This window comes from Pseudomonas sp. P135, assembly GCF_020312125.1.
Taxonomy (GTDB): Bacteria; Pseudomonadota; Gammaproteobacteria; order Pseudomonadales; family Pseudomonadaceae; genus Aquipseudomonas; species Aquipseudomonas fragariae.
In genome coordinates this window covers 86,168-107,115 of the sequence record NZ_JAGPYR010000010.1, presented here as the reverse complement: position 1 = coordinate 107,115, position 20,948 = coordinate 86,168, and the positions used below count along the sequence as shown (strand labels likewise).

Genomic DNA, 20,948 nt, shown 5'->3' with positions numbered 1-20,948 from the left:
CTTCCATGACCACGCCCACTTTTCTCTCCGTCGTGATCCCGGCCAAAAACGAAGCCGATAACCTGCCCAGCCTGATAAAAGAAATTTGCACAGCGCTGGACGGGGAACGCTACGAGATACTGGTCGTTGACGACGGCAGCACAGACGACACCTTGAAAGTGCTGACTCACCTCAAGGACAGCGGGCTGACCATGTTGCGGATCCTGCGCCACGAGCGATCACTCGGGCAGAGCACCTCGGTCTATCACGCAGCACTGGCAGCCAACGGCACCTGGCTGGCAACCCTGGACGGTGACGGTCAGAACGACCCGGCGGACATTCCGGGGATGTTGGCGCTGGTACGCGCTCACGCAACGGGCTCGGAGGCGATACAGCTGGTGGCCGGTCACCGGGTGAATCGGCGCGATACCGCCAGCAAACGCTGGGCCTCGCGCTTTGCAAACGGCCTGCGCAGCCGGCTTCTCAAGGACGCGACTCCAGACACCGGGTGCGGCCTGAAACTGATCGAGCGAGCCGCGTTTCTGCGCCTGCCGTACTTCGACCATATGCACCGGTTCATTCCAGCGCTGATTCAGCGACATAACGGCCGTATGGTTACGCACCCCGTCAACCACCGTCATCGCCAGGCTGGCGTGTCCAAGTACGGCAACCTGGACCGCGCGCTGGTAGGCATTCTTGATCTGGTCGGCGTCTGGTGGCTGATCCGTCGGACTCGCCTGGATGTTCAGGCACAGGAACTGCGGCCATGAAGCCGGACAACGAGACTTTCTGGCTGATCCTCGGCTTTGTCGGGCAGGCGGTTTTTACCGGCCGCTTTGTCCTGCAATGGCTGTACAGCGAATTCAAGAAGCGCAGCATCATCCCGGTAGGCTTCTGGTACCTGAGCATGCTGGGCAGCACGATCCTGCTGGCCTACGCCATTTATCGACAGGACCCGGTCTTCATCGCCGGCCAGGCCTTTGGCCTGCTGGTGTACATGCGCAACCTGCAGCTGATCAGCCGACAGGCCAAGACACCTGAGGAGCAATGACAGTGCGAACTCACCTTTCGCCTCGCCTCGAGGGATGGCTACTGGTCGCGCTGGCCGTTTTACTGGTCGGGGGCGGCCTGGGCTTGCGTCTGCCGCAGAACGTGGACGAAGAGCGTTTTCTCGGCGTCGCCCTGGAAATGCTGCAGAACGGCTCATGGTTCGTCCCGCACCGGGCCGCGCAGATTTATGCCGACAAACCGCCGCTGTTCATGTGGGCGACGGCATTCTTCATTTGGCTGACGGGCAGCCCGAACATCGCGCTGTACCTGCCCGGGCTGCTCTCTGCAGGCGCGACCACCGCAGTCCTCTACGATCTGGGCACCCGCCTGTGGAACCGACGCATCGGCCGGTACGCCGCCTTGCTGTTCCTGGCCACCTATCAGACCTACAGCATCCTGCGCACCGGGCAGATCGACAGTTTTCTGTGCCTGTGGATTGCGCTGGGCTTCTACGGCCTGGTTCGCCACGTGTTGCTCGGGCCGGCCTGGGGCTGGTTCTATTTCAGCTGTGCGGCGATGGGCCTGGGCATTATCACCAAGGGCGTCGGTTTTGTTCCCGCGTTGATGTTGATCCCTTACGCCTATGCCGCGCACAAAGGTTGGCACGGTGTCGTGGCCATGCCTGGACAGGCCGCGCGCTGGGCGCTGGGTCTGCTGGTGTTATTGCTGGCCTGCTGCCTGTGGCTGGTGCCTATGATTATCTCGGTCGTGCGTGACGGCGGCCCGGAAGGCTTCGCCTACGTGCAGGAAATACTCTTGCACCAGACCGCCAATCGCTACGCCAGCGCCTGGGACCATCGCGAGCCCTTCTGGTATTTCTTCGTCAAAGTCATCCCGCAGTATTGGCTGCCGCTGGTGCTGGCGCTGCCCTGGCTGATCCCGGCCTGGCGCCGACAGTTGAGCAAGCACGATGGCCGGGTGTTGGTACTGCTCGGGTGGGTGTTGCTGGTGCTGCTGTTCTTCAGCCTCTCCAGTGGCAAACGCAAAATCTACATCTTTCCGGCGCTGCCCGGCCTGGTACTGATAGCCGCCCCCTTGCTGCCCTGGTTATTGAAACGCTGGTTCCATGACCGCATACGGGCTCGGCGAATCGTCCCGGTGGTGGTGGTTATCTGGCTCGGTCTGTGGTTCGCCAGAGGGTTCGTCGAACCCGTCATAGAAGGCCAAAACCCACACAAGGAATTGATGGAACAGGCCGCTTACGTCACTCAAGGTGCTGATCTGGTGCTGGTCAACTGGCGCGAGGGGCACTGGCTCTATGCACGCCAACCCATTGTGCATTTCGGTTTTGCCAAGCCGTCGGCAACCGAACAGGCCGCCCGCTGGCTAAGAGAACACCCCGGCACCTTTGCGCTGGTGCCAGGCGAGCAACTGGCCAATTGCTTCTTGCCGGAAAAAGCCCGGCCGCTGGGCCAGACCTCCAGAGCTGACTGGTTCATCGTCGATGCCGATGCCGACAATGGCCGGTGTAAACCGCAACGCCCTATGCAGGCCTATCGCTTCGCCTGGCAGCAGAATGTTGATTAATCCCCCGCCCAGCCACCCAACACGCGGGAGTGCCTGAAGCCATGCAGCTGGAAACGATCAAGGCAAAGCGCCTGACGTGGTCGAACGTCGCTCGAAGGCAGGTATCACTCGCACAACTCGTGTTGAGTGCAGCTGCTCTCGGGCTGCTGATCCTGGCCTACGCCGTGTCGACACACTTTCAGGTCCACCAACAGCTGTATCAGTACGGTCGCACCTGGTTAAAGGGCAATACGGCAGCCGACAAGAATATCTGGCTGCCGGATTTCCAGGTGGTTATCGACGCCAAACCACTTGCCCCGGACGTCGCCAATATCTCCGGGATCACCTACGACTACGACAATGACCGACTGCTGGCAGTGACCAACAAAGGCCCCATGCAACTGCTGGCGCTGGACGTGAACGGCGACATAATCGCCCACTACCCATTGATCGGTTTCGACGACACAGAAGGTGTGGCTTATCTGGGCAACGGTCGCATCGTGCTGTGCGATGAAGATCTCCAGCAACTGGACATCATCACGTTGCCGACGCAGGCACGCCCCATCCACGTCGAGGAAGCTCAGTTCATTGCGCTACTGATCAACCCCAGCATTCATAACAAGGGATTCGAAGGCGTGACCTACGATCCCGCCAACGACCGCCTGTTCGCGATCAAGGAACGCGATCCACGCCAGATGTTCGAGGTTTCCGGCGTCCTGCGCTCCATCGATCAAGGCCGTTTGCAGATCAAAATTGCCGACCGGCTGGACTGGATCACGAAAAGTGTCGCTGCACGCGACCTTTCAGACGGCTACTACGACCCGCGAACCGGCCATTTACTGCTGCTCAGCGACCAGTCGCGCTCGATCACAGAACTGGACAGCAAGGGACGATTCGTCAGCATTCGATCACTGCTGGCTACCTTCTCCGACCTCAAGCACAGCGCCCCCCAACCCGAAGGCCTGACCATGGATCGCGCAGGCAACCTGTACGTCGTGAGCGAGCCGAATCTGTTTTACAAGTTTTCGAAAGTGCCGGAATAGGTAGTGAAGAAACCAGGCCTTGAGGGTGACTTTCGGGGAGTGGGGGTAGGGTCTTTTTTGGGAGAGCTAATGGAATTCGGAAAAATGTGCGAGTTGCTCAGGACGTGAGCCGTGACAGATCGGGTTTCGCGATAGTTGCCATTATGAAATGCTCCTGATTGTCACTCGATTCAAAGTTAATCACAGTAAATAATCTAGCATCCTCAAGCGCGCTGTCAGGCCGAGCCTATTCCTAGGCCTAGTCGATAACCTACCCGATAGAATCCACGGCTTTTATTAGAGGGTATCGACACAGTATCAGGCGAGTGACTGCCTTGCTTCTGCAATGAAACCTCAAGGAGATGAGTGCAATGTCGCGTAAAGTTTTTGTAGCCGGCGCGTCCGGTGTAATCGGCAGAGCCCTGCTCAAGCTCTTGGTGGCTGCGGGCTACAGCGTGTATGGCGCTACCCGCCGCGCCGAAAAAGTGAAGGACATAGAGGTCACAGGTGCTACGGCAGTGGTGGTTGATGTCTATGACGCCGAGCGTTTAAACGAAGAGTTGGTCCGAATCCAGCCATGGGCTGTTATTCATCAACTGACAGATCTGCCTCGTGGCCTAAGTCCCGAATTGATGGCCAAAGCGGTCGAGAACAACGCTCGTATCCGTACAGAAGGAACGCGCAATCTGGTAGCCGCCGCTCGAGCCGCTGGCGCTACCCGTCTGATAGCTCAAAGCATCGCCTGGGCCTACCGTCCAGGCGACACCCCTTATCTGGAAACCAGCCCTCTGGACGTAGAGGCACAAGGCAGCCGTGGCATCAGCGTGGAGGGTGTGGCGGCCCTGGAACAGCAAGTGCTCAGCGAGCCTGCATTGAACGGCACCGTCTTGCGCTATGGTCAGTTGTACGGGCCCGACACCGGCACTGACGAGCCGACCGGTACCAGCCCAGTACACGTACAAGACGCTGCGCGTGCAGTACTGCTGGCGTTGCAAAAAGAGCAAAGTGGTATTTTTAATATCACTCAGGACAGCCCGACCGTCAGCAACGAAAAAGCCAAGCGCATACTGGGGTGGTCTCCTTCCATGGAGGCTTGACGCCACAACGCAGTTACTCCGTACGAAGGAGTGACCGCGTTAGGACTTATTTTGAATAAATCTGAGTCTGCTCTAATTTACTGAAGCCCTCACCCCTGTGGATAACTCACTCCACCGTCACCGACTTCGCCAGGTTCCTCGGCTGATCGACATCCGTCCCCTTCAACACAGCCACATAATACGAAAGCAACTGCAGCGGAATGGTGTACAGAATCGGTGCCAGGGCATCGATGATGTGTGGCATGGCGATGACGTGGGTGCCTTCGCCGTTCTTCATGCCGGCTTGCTCGTCTGCGAATACGATCAACTCGCCGCCGCGTGCGCGCACTTCCTGCAGGTTGGATTTGAGTTTCTCCAGCAGTTCGTTGTTCGGTGCGACGGTGACGACTGGCATGTCGGCGTCGACCAGCGCCAGCGGGCCATGCTTGAGTTCGCCGGCCGGGTAGGCTTCGGCGTGGATGTAGGAGATCTCTTTGAGCTTGAGCGCGCCTTCCATTGCCACCGGAAACTGTGCGCCGCGCCCGAGGAACAGGGTGTGGTGCTTCTCGGCGAACAGTTCGGCGACTTTCTCGACCGTGCCATCCATTGCCAGAGCTTCGCCGAGGCGGGTTGGCAGGCGACGCAGTTCTTCGACCAGTTGCGCTTCGACACCCTCCTCCAGCGAACCCTTGACCTGACCCAGCGACAGGGTCAGCAGCAACAAAGCAACCAGCTGGGTGGTGAAGGCTTTGGTCGATGCCACGCCGATTTCCGGACCGGCCTGGGTCAGCAGGGTCAGGTCGGATTCCCGGACCAGTGAGCTGATGCCCACGTTACAGATCGCCAGGCTGGCCAGAAAGCCCAGTTCCTTGGCGTTGCGCAGCGCTGCCAGGGTGTCGGCGGTTTCACCGGACTGCGAGATCGAGACGAACAGGGTGTCCGGCTGAACCACTACCTTGCGATAGCGGAACTCGCTGGCCACTTCGACCTGGCAAGGGATGCCGGCCAGGCCTTCAAGCCAGTAACGCGCGACCATGCCTGCGTGGTAGCTGGTGCCACAGGCCACGATCTGAACATTGCGTACTTTGGCGAACAGCTCGGCAGCCTGTGGGCCGAATGCGTGGACCAGCACTTGCTGCTGCCCCAGACGACCTTCGAGGGTGCGCTGTACGACCTTGGGCTGCTCGTGAATTTCCTTGAGCATGAAATGGCGGTACTCGCCCTTGTCGGCGGCTTCGGCGCCTTCATGGTATTGCACCACTTCGCGCTCGACCGACACTCCGTCGACGTTCCAGATCTGCACGCTGTCGCGACGGATCTCGGCGATGTCGCCCTCTTCCAGGTACATGAAACGGTCGGTGACCTGACGCAGCGCCAGTTGGTCGGAGGCCAGGAAGTGTTCACCCAGGCCTATGCCGACAACCAGCGGGCTGCCACTGCGGGCTGCCAGCAGGCGATCCGGCTGCGCGGCATTGATGACCGCAAGCCCATAAGCACCGTGAAGCTCTTTCACCGCAGCCTTCAGGGCAACCGCCAGATCGGCGGTGTCCTTGAGCTTATGGTGCAGCAGATGGACGATGACTTCAGTGTCGGTATCGGATGCGAAGACGTAACCCAGGCCTTTCAGCTGTTCACGCAGCGCTTCGTGATTCTCGATGATGCCGTTGTGGACAACTGCCAGCGTGTTGGCCGAGAAATGTGGGTGGGCGTTACGCTCACACGGGGCGCCGTGGGTTGCCCAACGCGTGTGGGCGATGCCCAGACGGCCGATCAGCGGCTCGCCGGCAAGTGCCTGTTCCAGCTCACTGACCTTGCCGGAGCGACGACGGCGCTCAAGGGAGCCCTCGTTGCTGAAGACTGCCACGCCCGCGCTGTCATAACCGCGGTATTCAAGGCGCTTGAGGCCTTCGAGCAAAATGGCCGTGATATTACGTTCAGCAACGGCGCCGACGATTCCACACATGGTTATCTCCTAGCTGACAGCAGCACAAATCAGATTGATGCCGCGGGCCTGTATCTGATCGCGTGCCTCACTGGACAGGCGATCATCAGTAATAAGGGTGTGGATACTGCTCCAGGGCAGTTCCAGATTGGGGATCTTGCGACCGACCTTGTCGGCTTCGACCATGACCACCACTTCCCGGGCGACTTCCGCCATGACCCGGCTCAAGCCCAGCAGTTCGTTGAAGGTGGTAGTGCCACGCACCAGATCAATGCCGTCGGCACCGATGAACAGCTGATCAAAGTCGTAGGAACGCAGTACCTGCTCCGCGACCTGCCCCTGAAAGGACTCCGAGTGCGGGTCCCACGTTCCGCCCGTCATCAACAGGACCGGTTCGTGTTCCAGCTCGGTAAGGGCGCGCGCAACATGCAGGGAATTGGTCATGACCACCAGGCCGGGTTGCTGGCCCAGCTCAGGGATCAATGCCGCCGTGGTGCTGCCACTGTCGACGATGATTCTGGCGTGCTCGCGAATCCTGGAAACCGCAGCGCGGGCGATGGCCTGTTTGTAGCGCGAAACTGGCTGACTGCCATCGCTTATAAGCTCGTGAGGAAGCGGCACTGCTCCCCCGTAACGGCGCAACAGCAGGCCGTTGGTTTCAAGCGCAGCGAGGTCCTTTCGAATCGTAACTTCGGAAGTTTCAAAGCGTCTGGCCAAGTCGTCCACACTGACTTCGCCTTGCTCGTTGAGCAGGGCGAGAATGTTGTGGCGACGTTGTGGTGTATTACGCTTCGACATGACTGCCTTAAGTTTCGTTTCGAAAGATAACGAAGGCAATCAAAACCTATTTTTTAGGTTTGGTCAAGGTTTCAGGATGGGGCGGCGCAATTTCTGTCGGATACTCGTGACACCGGCTTTTGAGCCTGGGGTTTGACGCGGAGCGTCAAGAACGGTATTCCCACGCTGGAGCGTGAGGAACGAGAGGTGTCTGCCGGAACGCTATCGTACCCATGCTCCGCGTGGGTATGCGGTTCTGGACGCTCTGCGTCCTGGCTTGAGTGTCAACTGTGAATAGTTATGGACGCGTGCCAATGCTGAGCATCGGCACGCGGGTCATCAGGAACTGTGGATAACTCAGTCTTTGCTGATTTTCACCGGACGCTTCCAGCCTTCGATATTACGTTGGCGGGCGCGGGCTACGCCGAGTTGTTCAGCAGGCACGTTCTGGGTGATGGTCGAACCGGCTGCAGTCGTCGCACCGTCCAGGATATCCACAGGCGCAACCAGAGAGTTGTTGGAACCGATGAAGACGTCTGCACCCAACGTGGTCTTGTGCTTGTTGGCACCATCGTAGTTACAGGTGATGGTACCGGCGCCGATATTGGTGCGTGCGCCAACTTCAGCGTCGCCCAGATACGTCAGGTGGCCGACCTTGGCGCCCTCGCCCAGGTTCGCATTCTTGAGCTCGACAAAGTTACCCACATGCGCCTTGGCACCCAGCACGCTGCCTGGTCGCAGGCGTGCAAACGGGCCGGCATCGCTGCCCTCACCCAGGATCGCGCCTTCGATGTGGCTGTTGGCTTTAACGACGACACCCTTGCGCAGGGTGCTGTCCTTGATGACGCAGTTCGGACCGATGACCACGTCATCCTCGATCAAGACCTTGCCTTCAAGAATCACATTGATATCGATCAGCACATCGCGACCGACGCTGACTTCACCACGCACATCGAAGCGCGCAGGGTCACGCAGGGTCACACCAGCCGCCATCAGACGACGGGCTTCGCGCATCTGGTAATGACGCTCCAGCTCGGCAAGCTGCTTGCGATCATTGGCGCCCTGCACTTCCATCGCGTCGTGGGGCTGCTCTGTGGCAACCACCAGGCCGTCATTAGCCGCCATGGCTATCACGTCGGTGAGGTAATACTCGCCCTGGGCATTGTTGTTGGACAGCCGCCCCAGCCAGTCAGCGAGATGAGCGGTCGGCACGGCGAGAATGCCGGTATTGCCTTCGGTGATAGCCTTCTGCGCGTCACTCGCGTCTTTATGCTCAACGATGGCACAAACACGATTCTGATCATCGCGAACGATACGGCCGTAACCGGTAGGGTCATCCAGCGTAACGGTCAGCAGACCCAGTTGCTGCGGGTTGACCCGTTCGAGCAGGCGCGAAAGCGTTTCCACTTCGATCAACGGTACATCGCCATAAAGAATCAATACGGTGTCAGCCGTGAGCGCGGGCAGCGCCTGAGCAACCGCATGGCCGGTACCGAGTTGCTTGTCCTGCATCACGAAATTCAAGTCATCGGCTGCCAGCTGCTCACGCACGGCATCAGCGCCGTGGCCGATCACGACATGTATGCCACTTGGGGATAACTGACGCGCGCTGTGGATAACATGACCCAGCATGGAATTGCCGGCCACAGGGTGTAGAACCTTCGGCAGCGCGGAACGCATCCGGGTACCTTGGCCAGCAGCGAGAATAACGATATCGAGAGACATGATAGGACTACCAACTGAGCGGCAACCGGACCGAAGGCGGGCTGACTTGAAAGAGGAAATCTGAAAAAAGAAAAAGGGTAGCCGAGGCTACCCTTTTTCTCAATCGCGCATCGAGTGCAGCAGGGTTAGCCGCCGAACTTCTTGCGAATTTGCTGAACGGTGCGCAGCTGAGCTGCAGCCTCGGCCAGACGAGCAGTTGCAGATCCGTAATCGAAATCTGCGCCCTTCTCGTTCAGGGCCTTCTCTGCAGCCAGTACGGCCGCCTGAGCAGAAGCTTCATCCAGGTCGGCAGCACGTTGCACAGTATCGGCAAGCACCTTGACCATGTTCGGCTGAACTTCAAGGAAACCACCGGAGATGTAGAACACCTCGGCTTCCCCACCCTGCTTGATCAAGCGGATCGGGCCCGGCTTCAGATCAGTGATCAGCGGCGCGTGGCCTGGAGCGATACCGATATCACCCAGGTTGCCGTGCGCAATCACCATCTCGACCAGACCGGAGAAGATTTCCCCTTCCGCGCTGACGATGTCGCAATGGACTGTCATAGCCATTTGCTTGCCTCAACCTAATAGCGCCCGTTGCCGGGCGCCGGGATTACAGTTTCTTGGCTTTCTCGATCGCTTCTTCGATGCCGCCGACCATGTAGAACGCTTGTTCTGGCAGGTGGTCGTAGTCACCGTTGAGGATGCCTTTGAAGCCAGCAATGGTGTCTTTCAGGGAAACGTATTTACCCGAAGCACCGGTGAAGACTTCTGCCACGAAGAAAGGCTGGGACAGGAAGCGCTGGATCTTACGAGCACGGTTAACCAACTGCTTGTCGGTCTCCGACAGCTCGTCCATCCCCAGGATCGCGATGATGTCTTTCAGCTCTTTGTAGCGCTGCAACACGTACTGAACGCCGCGAGCGGTGTCGTAGTGTTCCTGGCCAATGACGTTCGGGTCCAGCTGGCGCGAAGTCGAGTCCAGTGGATCTACCGCCGGGTAGATACCCAGGGAGGCGATGTCACGGGACAGTACGACGGTGGCGTCCAAGTGGGCAAACGTGGTCGCTGGCGACGGGTCAGTCAAGTCGTCCGCTGGTACGTATACGGCCTGGATCGAGGTGATCGAACCATTCTTGGTGGAAGTGATGCGCTCTTGCAGAGTGCCCATCTCTTCAGCCAGGGTCGGCTGGTAACCTACTGCGGAAGGCATACGGCCCAGCAGTGCGGATACTTCGGTACCGGCCAGGGTGTAACGATAGATGTTGTCGACGAACAGCAGAACGTCGTTACCTTCGTCACGGAACTTCTCGGCCATGGTCAGGCCGGTCAGTGCTACGCGCAGACGGTTACCCGGCGGCTCGTTCATCTGACCGTAGACCAGTGCCACTTTGTCCAGAACGTTGGAGTCCTTCATCTCGTGGTAGAAGTCGTTACCCTCACGAGTACGCTCACCCACACCGGCGAACACGGAATAACCGCTGTGCTCGATGGCGATGTTACGGATCAGTTCCATCATGTTTACGGTCTTGCCGACACCGGCACCACCGAACAGACCGACTTTACCGCCTTTGGCGAACGGGCAGACCAGGTCGATAACCTTGATGCCGGTTTCCAGAAGGTCGTTGCCGCCTGCCTGCTCAGCGAAGGACGGTGCAGGACGGTGAATGCCCCAGCGCTCTTCGGTGGCGATCGGGCCAGCTTCGTCGATCGGGTTGCCCAGCACGTCCATGATCCGGCCCAGCGTCGCTTTACCGACCGGTACGGAGATGGCTGCGCCAGAGTCTGTGACTTCCAGACCACGCTTCAAGCCCTCGGTGGAGCCCATCGCAATGGTACGAACCACGCCGTCGCCCAGCTGCTGCTGAACTTCCAGGGTGGTTCCTGCCGCGCTCTGAACTTCCAGCGCGTTGTAGATACTCGGTACGCTATCGCGTGGGAATTCCACGTCGATCACGGCGCCGATGATTTGAACGATACGTCCGCTACTCATTAGCTGGTTCCTCTAATATTTGAACCGTTAAACCGCGGCAGCGCCGCCGACGATTTCCGAGATCTCTTGGGTGATCGCTGCCTGACGCGCCTTGTTGTAGATCAGCTGCAAATCGCTGATCAAATCACCGGCGTTGTCTGTGGCGTTCTTCATCGCGATCATCCGCGCTGCTTGTTCAGCTGCGTTGTTCTCGACCACCGCCTGGTACACCTGCGATTCCACGTAGCGAACCATAAGGCCGTCTAGCAGCTCTTTGGCATCGGGTTCGTAGAGATAGTCCCAGTGGTGCTTGAGCCCTTGATCCGGGGTTGCCACCAGCGGAATCAATTGCTCCACTGTTGGTTGCTGGGTCATGGTGTTGATGAACTTGTTGGATACCACGGACAGGCGATCAATACGGCCATCCAGGTAGGCATCCAGCATCACCTTGACGCTGCCGATCAAGTCGTTGATCGACGGCTCTTCGCCCAGGTGGCTGATCGCAGCGACGACGTTACCGCCGAAGTTGCGGAAAAATGCCGCACCTTTGCTGCCGACCACGCACAGATCGATCTCTACACCGTTTTCACGGTTCACCGCCATGTCCTTGACCAGAGTCTTGAACAGGTTGGTATTCAAGCCACCACACAGACCACGGTCACTGCTCACTACGACATAACCGACGCGCTTCACAGGGCGCTCGATCATGAACGGGTGGCGGTACTCCGGGTTGGCGTTTGCCAGATGACCAATCACCTGACGAATGCGCTCCGCGTAAGGACGGCTAGCAGCCATGCGCATTTGAGCCTTGCGCATTTTGCTGACCGCCACTTTTTCCATGGCGCTGGTGATCTTTTGCGTGCTTTTGATGCTCGCAATCTTGCTGCGAATCTCTTTTGCGCCTGCCATGTAACACCTATCAGGTTAGCAAGCGGGAGCCTTGCGGCCCCCGCTGCGGCTTACCAGGTTTGGGTGGCCTTGAACTTCTCGATGCCGGCTTTCATGCCAGAATCGATTTCGTCATTGAAGTCACCCTTCACGTTGATCTTCGCCATCAAATCGGCGTGATCGCGGTTGAAGTAAGCAATCAGCGCTTGTTCAAAGCTGCCGATCTTGGCGATTTCGACGTCAGTCAGGAACCCACGCTCAGCGGCATACAGCGACAGCGCCATGTCAGCGATCGACATTGGTGCGTATTGCTTCTGCTTCATCAGCTCGGTAACGCGCTGACCATGCTCAAGTTGCTTGCGGGTCGCCTCGTCCAGGTCAGAAGCGAACTGGGCGAATGCCGCCAGTTCACGGTACTGAGCCAGAGCGGTACGGATACCACCGGAAAGCTTCTTGATGATCTTGGTCTGAGCGGCACCACCCACACGGGATACCGAAACACCGGCGTTCACAGCCGGACGGATGCCGGAGTTGAACATGGCCGATTCCAGGAAGATCTGACCGTCGGTGATGGAAATCACGTTGGTCGGAACGAACGCGGAAACGTCGCCAGCCTGGGTTTCGATGATCGGCAGTGCGGTCAGGGAACCGGTTTTGCCGGTCACTGCGCCGTTGGTGAACTTCTCTACGTACTCTTCGGAAACACGCGATGCGCGCTCCAGCAGACGGGAGTGGAGATAGAACACGTCGCCTGGGTAAGCTTCACGGCCTGGTGGACGGCGCAGCAGCAGGGAAATCTGGCGGTAAGCCACTGCTTGCTTGGACAGATCGTCATAAACGATCAGCGCGTCTTCACCGCGGTCGCGGAAGAACTCGCCCATGGTGCAACCCGAGTACGGTGCAAGGAACTGCAGCGCAGCGGATTCGGAAGCACTTGCAGCCACGACGATGGTATTAGCCAGTGCGCCGTTTTCTTCGAGCTTGCGAACAACGTTGGCGATGGTCGATTGCTTCTGACCGATCGCTACGTAGACGCAGAAGATGCCGCTGTTCTTCTGGTTGATGATTGCGTCGATGGCCAGAGCGGTTTTACCGATCTGACGGTCACCGATGATCAGCTCACGCTGGCCACGGCCGACAGGAATCATGGCATCGACAGCCTTGTAGCCAGTCTGTACAGGCTGGTCTACCGACTTACGCCAGATCACGCCTGGAGCAACTTTCTCGACCGCATCGGTCTCGGTGTTGTTCAGCGGACCTTTGCCGTCAACTGGGTTACCCAGTGCATCGACAACGCGACCCAGCAGTTCCTTACCCACCGGAACCTCGAGGATGCGGCCAGTGCACTTGGCGCTCATGCCTTCAGCCAGAGTCGTGTAAGCGCCCAGTACAACGGCACCCACGGAGTCTTGCTCAAGGTTCAGCGCCATACCGTAGACGCCGCCCGGAAACTCGATCATTTCGCCGTACATTACGTCGGCCAGACCATGAATCCGCACGATACCGTCAGACACGCTGACGACTGTGCCTTCGTTACGGGCTTGGGAGGTTACATCGAGCTTGTCGATGCGACCCTTGATGATTTCACTTATTTCGGAAGGATTGAGTTGCTGCATTGCTCTGCTGCCCCTTCAAACTCAAGATTTCAATGCTTCGGCTAGTTTCGCGATCTTGCCACGAACTGAGCCATCGATAACCAGGTCGCCGGCGCGGATGACGACACCCCCTATAAGAGAGGCATCCTCCGCAGCATGCAGGCGCACTTCCCGGCCGAGCCGTGCACTGAGAACCTTGGCGAGTTTGTCTTGCTGTTCTTGGTTCAATGCAAAAGCACTGGTGACATCCACATCGACCGATTTTTCCTGCTCGGCCTTGTACAGGTCGAACAGTTCGGCGATCTCCGGCAAAAGCGGGAGGCGGTCGTTTTCAGCAACGACGTGAATGAAATTCTGTGCCTTGGCATCGAACTTTTCGCCACACACTTCAATAAAAGTGGTGGCCTTTTGTGCGCTCGTCAGTCGCGGGGCCTTGAGCATGCGCTGCATGGTGTCGTCTTGCGACACCGCAGCAGCCAGGCCGAGCATGGCTGACCAATTGGCCAGCTGCTGGTGGGCCTGCGCATGCTCGAAGGCCGCCTTCGCGTAAGGTCGGGCCAACGTGGTCAGTTCTGCCATGATCGCCCTCGCTTAAATTTCAGCAGCCAGTTTGTTAACCAGCTCCGCGTGCGCGTTTTGATCGATTGTGGCACCCAGGATCTTCTCTGCGCCATTGACTGCCAGGCTACCCAACTGGGCGCGCAAGGCGTCTTTGACACCGTTCAGTTCCTGCTCGATCTCGGCCTGAGCCTGAGCCTTCACACGGTCAGCTTCAACGCGTGCCGTTTCACGGGCTTCGTCGACAATCTGAGTACCGCGTTTCTTGGCTTGCTCAATGATCTCGGCTGCTTGAGCTTTAGCTTCGCGCAGTTGTTGACCCGCTTTTTCTTGGGCCAGCTCCAGGTCGCGAGCTGCTCGGGAAGCAGCGTCCAGTCCATCCGCGATCTTCTTCTGACGTTCGTGCAAAGCCGCGATGACCGGAGGCCACACGAACTTCATGCAGAACAGCACAAAAATGAAGAACGCAACGGACTGGCCAATCAGGGTTGCATTAATGTTCACGCCAACACCTCGCTCGTTCGTTGTCCATCACACCAATCAACTCGAAAATTCGAGTGATCAGCCAGCGAGTTGACCAACGAAGGGGTTCGCAAAGGTGAAGAACAGAGCGATACCAACACCGATCATGGTCACGGCGTCGAGCAGGCCCGCAACGATGAACATTTTAACTTGCAGCATTGGAACCATTTCCGGCTGACGCGCTGCGCCTTCCAGGAACTTGCCGCCCAACAGGCCGAAACCGATTGCAGTACCCAGTGCGCCCAGGCCGATCAACAGTGCAACAGCGATAGCGGTTAGACCAACTACAGTTTCCATCTTTCCTCCCGACTTTTACGTCGTATTGGTTAGGTTTTTTTAATTGAAGCGGTAAAACAAAATCGTTTCTACATCAGCCCTTGCGGGCACCGCCTCGCCACTGGCGAGACGGTCATCAGACGCGTCCTGAGACGAATCTCAATGGTTATCTTCGTGAGCCATCGACAGGTAGACGATGGTCAGCATCATGAAGATGAACGCTTGCAGGGTGATGATCAGGATGTGGAACACAGCCCACGCCCACTGCAGCACTACACCCAGACCGCTGAGCCACAACAGACCGCTGCCGAACATCACGGCGATCAGGATGAAGACCAGCTCGCCAGCATACATGTTGCCGAACAGACGCAGAGCCAGGGAAATCGGCTTGGCGATCAGCGTCACGAATTCCAGCAGGAAGTTGACCGGGATCAACAGCGCCTGAACGAACAGGTTCTTGCTGCCGAACGGGTGAAGGGTCAGCTCGCCGATGAAACCGCCAATGCCCTTGACCTTGATGCTGTAGAAAATGATCAGTGCGAACACGGACAGGGCCATGCCCAGCGTGGCGTTCGGGTCAGTGGTCGACACGGCACGGAACGGAATGTGCGAGTCACCCGAGATCATCATCGCCAGCTGTGGAATCCAGTCCACCGGTACCAGGTCGACCGCGTTCATCAGGAAGACCCAGACGAAAATGGTCAACGCCAGTGGCGCGATAACCGCGCTGCGGCCGTGGAAGCTGTCTTTCACGCTGCCGTCGACGAACTCGACCAGCACTTCGACGAAGTTCTGCAGTGCGCCAGGCTGACCGGAAGTTGCCTTCTTGGCCGCCATGCGGAAGATCAGAACGAAAATCAGACCCAACGCAACCGACCAGCCGAGGGTATCGACGTGGAAGGCCCAGAAACCCATTTCCTTGGCTTCCGCTGCGGTGTGGGCAAAGCCCCATTCGCCATTGGGCAGGTGCCCGAAGGTAAGGTTCTGCAAGTGGTGCTGGATATAGCCCGAAGCTGTTTGCTCTGCCATGGTTGCCTCAAACGCCCTAAGGTCTCGAAAGTCTTGTTCTCGTAAGCAGGGGAGCGAACCAGTTGACCACCTGGATCAACATGAACACGCCGAATACAGCCAGCGGCGCCAAAGGCTTCACACCTGCGAACGTCAATGCAAAAAGCACTGCCGTGAAAATCAGTTTGCCTGCCTCGCCGGCGTAGAACGACCGAACGATGGCTTGCGCTGCTCTGGCCCCGGAAAACCGGAATGCCTTGTGAGCAAAGTATAAATTGGGTAGCCAGGCTATCAGGCCTCCGCAGAGTCCCGAATATCCTGCAACGACTCCTTGCCACTGCCACAGCACCAATGCGGCCATGAGCAGCACGATCAATTGAGCCAGCAAAAGCGGGAAAACCGCCAGGCGATAGAACGGCAAGCGGTCTGGCATGCGGGATTCCATCGCAACTGCTCCTTTGATGTCGGTCGCCATAATCAATAACTTGGCATAATTTGTGCCGACAAAATGCGCGCAGAGTATAGGGGCGGTTAAGCCCCTATTCAACAGTCGGGTAGTGATTTCCGACTATACGCTACAGAGCAATTGTTTCAGCGGATGTGAGCGAGCACTCCCTGAAGCTCGTCCAGCGAGTTGTAACGGATGACCAATTGCCCTTTGCCCTTCTGACCGTGACGAATCTGCACTGCAGAGCCCAGACGCTCGGCCAGGCGCTGTTCCAGGCGGCTGATGTCCGGGTCGGTCTTCACCGGCTCGGCAGCCTCTGCCTTGCCGCTCAGCCACTGCCTGACCAGTGCTTCGGTCTGGCGCACGGTAAGCCCGCGTGCGACAACGTGTCGCGCACCTTCGACCTGCCGATCTTCACCCAGCCCGAGCAAGGCGCGAGCATGACCCATTTCCAGGTCGCCATGAGACAGCATCGTCTTGATGGCCTCCGGCAAGGCAATCAGGCGTAACAGGTTGGCGACACTGACTCGCGACTTGCCGACGGCATCGGCCACCTGCTGCTGGGTCAGTTGAAACTCCTGCTGCAGGCGCTGCAGTGCCATGGCCTCTTCGATCGGGTTGAGGTCCTCACGCTGGATGTTCTCGATCAGCGCCATCGCAATCGCGGTTTCGTCCGGCACATCGCGGACCATCGCCGGGATCGTCTCGACTCCCGCCTGCTGGCTGGCACGCCAGCGACGCTCGCCCGCAATGATCTCGAAGCGGTTGTCACCGATAGGACGCACCACGATCGGTTGCATCACGCCCTGCGACTTGATCGACTGCGCAAGTTCTTCGAGTGCCTGCGGGTCCATGTCACGGCGCGGCTGGTACTTGCCGCGCTGGATCAGGTCCAGCGGCACATGCTGCAACTCACTTGGCGGGGCCTTGACGGCCTGTTCTTCCAGCGAACTGACGGTTGGACTGCTCAGAAGTGCGTCCAACCCACGTCCGAGACCTCGTTTCTTGACGGCCATGGGAATTCCTTAGGTTGGCTGAGCGGTTTTTGCGCCGCGACGTTGACGACGAACCAGTTCACTTGCCAGGGCCAGATAGGCCAGCGCACCGCGAGACGACTTGTCATACGCCAGCACGGGCATGCCGAAACTCGGAGCCTCGGCCAGACGGATGTTTCTCGGGATCACGGTGTCGTACAACTGCTCGCCGAAGTGTTCCTTGAGCTGCGCCGAAACGTCGTTGATCAGACTCAGCCGCGGATCATACATGGTGCGCAGCAAACCTTCGATTTTCAGCTGCGGGTTGAGCAGTTCAGCGATGCGCTTGATGTTATCCACAAGGTCACTGAGACCTTCGAGTGCAAAGTATTCGCACTGCATGGGGATAATTACGCCGTCTGCCGCGACCAGCGCGTTCAGAGTCAGCATCGACAGCGAAGGTGGGCAATCGATGAGAATGTAATCGTAATTCTCGCGGATGGGCGCCAGCGCATTGCGCAGACGACTCTCTTTCATCTGCATTTCCAGCAGAACCACTTCACCCGCCGTCAGATCACGGTTGGCCGGAAGCAGTTGATAACCACCGTGCTCGGAAAACTGCATGGCCTCGCCCAGATCGCATTCGCCGATCAACAGGTCGTAGACGGAGTTTTCCAGGTTGTGTTTATCCACACCGCTGCCCATGGTCGCATTGCCCTGGGGATCGAGGTCGATCAGCAGCACACGGCGCTTGGTCGCGACCAGTGACGCGGCGAGGTTGATGCATGTGGTGGTCTTGCCGACCCCACCTTTCTGGTTCGCTATCGCGAATACCTTAGCCATTCTTGCTTGTGTTCCCAGTCATGCCGTGCGGCGCAGTATCAGCAGATGGCGTTGGCCTTGGCAACCCGGAACGGTCAAGGCGTGTGCGCTATCGAGGTGAAAATCCGAGGGCAATGCTACCAGCTCATCGTCAGGATGCAGCCCTTTCATTGCCAGCCAGCGTGTATTGACGTCGCCCATGTGACGGGTCCAGCCGGTGAAGTCTTCCAGGCTGCTGAACGCACGGGAGATGATCCCGTCGAAAGGCACTTCGGGCTGATAACTTTCTGCACGGCTGTGGATAACTTCAAGATTATCCAGTTTCAGCTCAAGTTTGACCTGGGTCTGAAACCGGGTTTTCTTGCCATTGCTGTCCAGCAGCGCCACTTTGCGCTCCGGAAACAGAATGGCCATGGGAATGCCGGGCATCCCACCGCCGCTGCCGACGTCGATCCAGCGTGTTCCTTCGATGAAGGGCACCACACTGAGACTGTCGAGCAGATGCCTCGATACCATTTCGTCCGGGTTGCGTACCGCAGTCAGGTTGTAGGCCTTGTTCCACTTGATCAACAACGCCAGATACGCCAGCAATTGCTCGTGCTGGGCCGGACTGAGGTCAATCCCCAATTCCTTGGCACCGGTGGATAACTCTTGGGCGTGTTGCGGGGTGACCATAGAACTCAAGCGCTTTGCTCCAACTGACGGCCCGCGCCGCGTTTTTTCAAATGAATCATCAACAGCGATATCGCTGCAGGCGTAACACCGGGGATGCGCGATGCCTGTCCGAGCGTTTCCGGACGAGTTATCCCCAGCTTGCTCTGGATTTCTTTTGACAGGCCGGATATCGCGGCGTAATCGATGTCTTCCGGCAGGCGGGTGTCTTCACTGGCGCGCAGACGGGCAATTTCATCCTGCTGGCGATCAATGTAACCGGCGTATTTTGTCTTGATCTCGACCTGCTCGGCGACCTGGGGATCGGTGCAGCCCTGGCCAGTGATTGAAATCAGGCTGGCATAGTCGATTTCCGGACGGGTCAGCAGGTTGAGCAAATTGTATTCGTGGGTCAGTGGCGTGCCGAAGTGTGCGGCAATCGCATCGCCCTGCTCGGTACCGGGACGCACCCAGGTACTTTTCAAACGCTGTTCTTCCAGCTCGATGCTTTCACGCTTGGTGCAGAACGCAGCCCAGCGGGCATCGTCGACCAGGCCCAGTTCGCGGCCTTTTTCGGTGAGTCGCAGGTCAGCGTTGTCTTCGCGCAGGATCAAACGGTATTCGGCCCTGGAGGTGAACATCCGGTAAGGCTCTTGCGTACCAAGCGTGATCAGGTCATCGACCAGAACGCCGATGTACGCTTCATCGCGACGCGGGCACCAGCTGTCTCGACCCTGTGCGCGCAGCGCGGCATTGGTCCCGGCCAGCAAACCCTGGGCACCAGCCTCTTCGTAACCGGTCGTGCCGTTGATCTGGCCAGCGAAGAACAGACCGCCGATGACCTTGGTTTCCAGGCTGTATTTCAGATCACGCGGGTCGAAATAGTCGTATTCGATGGCGTAACCAGGGCGAACGATGTGTGCGTTCTCCATGCCGCGAATCGACCGGACGATCTGCAGTTGCACGTCAAATGGCAACGACGTGGAAATACCGTTCGGGTATAGCTCGTGCGTGGTCAACCCTTCCGGCTCGATGAAGACCTGGTGGCTTTCCTTGTCGGCAAACCGGTGGATCTTGTCTTCGATCGACGGGCAGTAACGTGGACCAATACCTTCGATCACGCCCGAATACATCGGCGAGCGATCAAGGTTGGACGCAATGATCTCGTGAGTCCGCGCGTTGGTGTGGGTAATCCAGCAACTGACCTGCGGCGGATGCTGTTCCTTGTTGCCCAGGAACGACATGACCGGGATCGGCGTGTCACCTGGTTGCTCGGTCATCACCGAGAAATCCACAGAACGCCCGTCAATGCGTGGCGGGGTCCCGGTTTTCAGGCGGCCGACGCGCAGCGGCAGCTCACGCAGTCGTTGCGCCAGTGCGATCGAAGGAGGATCACCTGCCCGACCGCCCGAATAATTTTGCATACCGATGTGGATAAGTCCGCCAAGGAACGTACCTGTGGTCAACACCACGGAATCGGCAAATATGCGCATACCCATCTGGGTCACGACGCCGCGCATTTGATCCTGGTCGACGATCAGGTCATCGCAGGCTTGCTGAAATATCCACAGATTCGGCTGATTTTCCAGGGTTTCACGGATGGCTGCCTTGTACAGCACGCGATCGGCCTGTGCACGGGTTGCACGTACGGCAGGCCCCTTGCGGCTGTTCAGCACGCGGAACTGGATACCGCCCTTGTCAGTAGCCATGGCCATGGCGCCGCCCAGCGCGTCGATTTCCTTGACCAGATGGCTTTTACCGATACCACCGATGGCCGGGTTGCAACTCATCTGGCCGAGTGTTTCCACGTTGTGGGTCAGCAACAGGGTTTTGACACCCATGCGTGCCGACGCCAGTGCGGCCTCGGTACCGGCATGACCGCCACCGATGACGATCACTTCAAAACGGGAAGGGAAATCCACCACGCACCTCGTGCCTGTTGTCGATGAGAAATTGGGATAGCTGACAAGTATAGGGACTTACCCCACCTGAATGAAACCCGCTGGACAAAATTTAACCAGCTGTGGAAAAGTCACGGATAAAGAAAATAAAAAGGAAAGAAAGTTTATAAAGCCTTGTTTTTATGTTTATTCTTACTGAGCCACCTTTCTGTGGATAGATTGCTACAGGCCTTTATTTTCAATGTGTACAGAGATTCAAAAGTCTGTGTTCATGT

Annotated in this window: 21 protein-coding genes; 5 read left to right on the top strand and 16 right to left on the bottom strand. The window is 58.1% G+C overall.

From position 1 onward, the window contains the following. Positions 1-5 precede the first annotated feature (5 nt). The 5 genes from KBY08_RS16815 to KBY08_RS16795 all read left to right on the top strand — a co-directional run bounded on the left by KBY08_RS16815 (position 6) and on the right by KBY08_RS16795 (position 4,654). Positions 6-749, top strand: coding sequence for a glycosyltransferase family 2 protein (locus KBY08_RS16815; RefSeq protein ID WP_024640371.1), 744 nt, complete (start codon positions 6-8; stop codon positions 747-749). Then, a complete protein-coding gene (locus KBY08_RS16810; protein WP_003367870.1) occupies positions 746-1,030 on the top strand; it encodes a lipid-A-disaccharide synthase N-terminal domain-containing protein in 285 nt (94 codons plus the stop codon). The genes KBY08_RS16815 and KBY08_RS16810 overlap by 4 nt, the downstream gene beginning before the upstream one ends. Beyond that, positions 1,027-2,556 (top strand): ArnT family glycosyltransferase, encoded by a 1,530-nt coding sequence (locus KBY08_RS16805; RefSeq protein WP_096126716.1) that lies wholly within the window; start codon positions 1,027-1,029, stop codon positions 2,554-2,556. The genes KBY08_RS16810 and KBY08_RS16805 overlap by 4 nt, the downstream gene beginning before the upstream one ends. A gap of 41 nt (positions 2,557-2,597) precedes the next feature. Beyond that, positions 2,598-3,578 carry an SdiA-regulated domain-containing protein gene (locus KBY08_RS16800; protein WP_111522534.1) on the top strand — a complete coding sequence of 327 codons (981 nt, stop codon included), beginning with the start codon at positions 2,598-2,600 and terminating at the stop codon, positions 3,576-3,578. Between the two features lie 350 nt (positions 3,579-3,928). Beyond that, a complete protein-coding gene (locus tag KBY08_RS16795; protein WP_096135240.1) occupies positions 3,929-4,654 on the top strand; it encodes an NAD-dependent epimerase/dehydratase family protein in 726 nt (241 codons plus the stop codon). A gap of 106 nt (positions 4,655-4,760) precedes the next feature. Here KBY08_RS16795 and glmS read toward each other — a convergent pair whose 3' ends face one another. From glmS to mnmG, 16 genes are all read right to left on the bottom strand, one after another. Beyond that, positions 4,761-6,596, bottom strand: coding sequence for a glutamine--fructose-6-phosphate transaminase (isomerizing) (gene glmS, locus KBY08_RS16790; protein WP_057444971.1), 1,836 nt, complete (start codon positions 6,594-6,596; stop codon positions 4,761-4,763). A gap of 9 nt (positions 6,597-6,605) precedes the next feature. Further along, positions 6,606-7,373, bottom strand: coding sequence for a DeoR/GlpR family DNA-binding transcription regulator (locus tag KBY08_RS16785; protein WP_003401405.1), 768 nt, complete (start codon positions 7,371-7,373; stop codon positions 6,606-6,608). A gap of 336 nt (positions 7,374-7,709) precedes the next feature. Next, entirely contained in the window at positions 7,710-9,077 is a 1,368-nt protein-coding gene (gene glmU, locus KBY08_RS16780) for a bifunctional UDP-N-acetylglucosamine diphosphorylase/glucosamine-1-phosphate N-acetyltransferase GlmU (protein WP_225651218.1), read from the bottom strand. Between the two features lie 125 nt (positions 9,078-9,202). Beyond that, on the bottom strand, positions 9,203-9,628 hold the full coding sequence (locus KBY08_RS16775; RefSeq protein ID WP_003413751.1) for a F0F1 ATP synthase subunit epsilon: 426 nt from the start codon (positions 9,626-9,628) through the stop codon (positions 9,203-9,205). Between the two features lie 43 nt (positions 9,629-9,671). Continuing rightward, positions 9,672-11,051: a F0F1 ATP synthase subunit beta gene (atpD, locus tag KBY08_RS16770; protein ID WP_002555982.1), complete on the bottom strand. Its 1,380-nt coding sequence runs from the start codon at positions 11,049-11,051 to the stop codon at positions 9,672-9,674. A gap of 27 nt (positions 11,052-11,078) precedes the next feature. Further along, positions 11,079-11,939 (bottom strand): F0F1 ATP synthase subunit gamma, encoded by an 861-nt coding sequence (gene atpG / locus KBY08_RS16765; RefSeq protein ID WP_003367855.1) that lies wholly within the window; start codon positions 11,937-11,939, stop codon positions 11,079-11,081. A gap of 50 nt (positions 11,940-11,989) precedes the next feature. After that, on the bottom strand, positions 11,990-13,534 hold the full coding sequence (gene atpA, locus KBY08_RS16760) for a F0F1 ATP synthase subunit alpha (protein WP_002555984.1): 1,545 nt from the start codon (positions 13,532-13,534) through the stop codon (positions 11,990-11,992). 21 nt (positions 13,535-13,555) lie between these two features. After that, on the bottom strand, positions 13,556-14,092 hold the full coding sequence (locus KBY08_RS16755) for a F0F1 ATP synthase subunit delta (protein WP_003315956.1): 537 nt from the start codon (positions 14,090-14,092) through the stop codon (positions 13,556-13,558). A 12-nt stretch (positions 14,093-14,104) separates the two neighbouring features. Further along, positions 14,105-14,575 carry a F0F1 ATP synthase subunit B gene (locus KBY08_RS16750; protein ID WP_003401414.1) on the bottom strand — a complete coding sequence of 157 codons (471 nt, stop codon included), beginning with the start codon at positions 14,573-14,575 and terminating at the stop codon, positions 14,105-14,107. A 57-nt stretch (positions 14,576-14,632) separates the two neighbouring features. Further along, entirely contained in the window at positions 14,633-14,890 is a 258-nt protein-coding gene (atpE, locus tag KBY08_RS16745) for a F0F1 ATP synthase subunit C (RefSeq protein ID WP_002555987.1), read from the bottom strand. A gap of 138 nt (positions 14,891-15,028) precedes the next feature. After that, positions 15,029-15,898, bottom strand: a complete 870-nt coding sequence (gene atpB, locus KBY08_RS16740; RefSeq protein WP_003315954.1) for a F0F1 ATP synthase subunit A — start codon at positions 15,896-15,898, stop codon at positions 15,029-15,031. Positions 15,899-15,914: 16 nt separating this feature from the next. Beyond that, positions 15,915-16,322, bottom strand: coding sequence for a F0F1 ATP synthase subunit I (locus KBY08_RS16735; RefSeq protein WP_002555989.1), 408 nt, complete (start codon positions 16,320-16,322; stop codon positions 15,915-15,917). A 146-nt stretch (positions 16,323-16,468) separates the two neighbouring features. Next, positions 16,469-17,341 carry a ParB/RepB/Spo0J family partition protein gene (locus KBY08_RS16730; RefSeq protein WP_003315951.1) on the bottom strand — a complete coding sequence of 291 codons (873 nt, stop codon included), beginning with the start codon at positions 17,339-17,341 and terminating at the stop codon, positions 16,469-16,471. A 9-nt stretch (positions 17,342-17,350) separates the two neighbouring features. After that, a complete protein-coding gene (locus KBY08_RS16725) occupies positions 17,351-18,142 on the bottom strand; it encodes a ParA family protein (RefSeq protein WP_002555991.1) in 792 nt (263 codons plus the stop codon). 18 nt (positions 18,143-18,160) lie between these two features. Then, on the bottom strand, positions 18,161-18,805 hold the full coding sequence (gene rsmG, locus KBY08_RS16720; RefSeq protein WP_177410951.1) for a 16S rRNA (guanine(527)-N(7))-methyltransferase RsmG: 645 nt from the start codon (positions 18,803-18,805) through the stop codon (positions 18,161-18,163). Then, positions 18,802-20,694, bottom strand: a complete 1,893-nt coding sequence (mnmG, locus tag KBY08_RS16715; protein WP_225651217.1) for a tRNA uridine-5-carboxymethylaminomethyl(34) synthesis enzyme MnmG — start codon at positions 20,692-20,694, stop codon at positions 18,802-18,804. The genes rsmG and mnmG overlap by 4 nt, the downstream gene beginning before the upstream one ends. Positions 20,695-20,948: the final 254 nt, after the last annotated feature.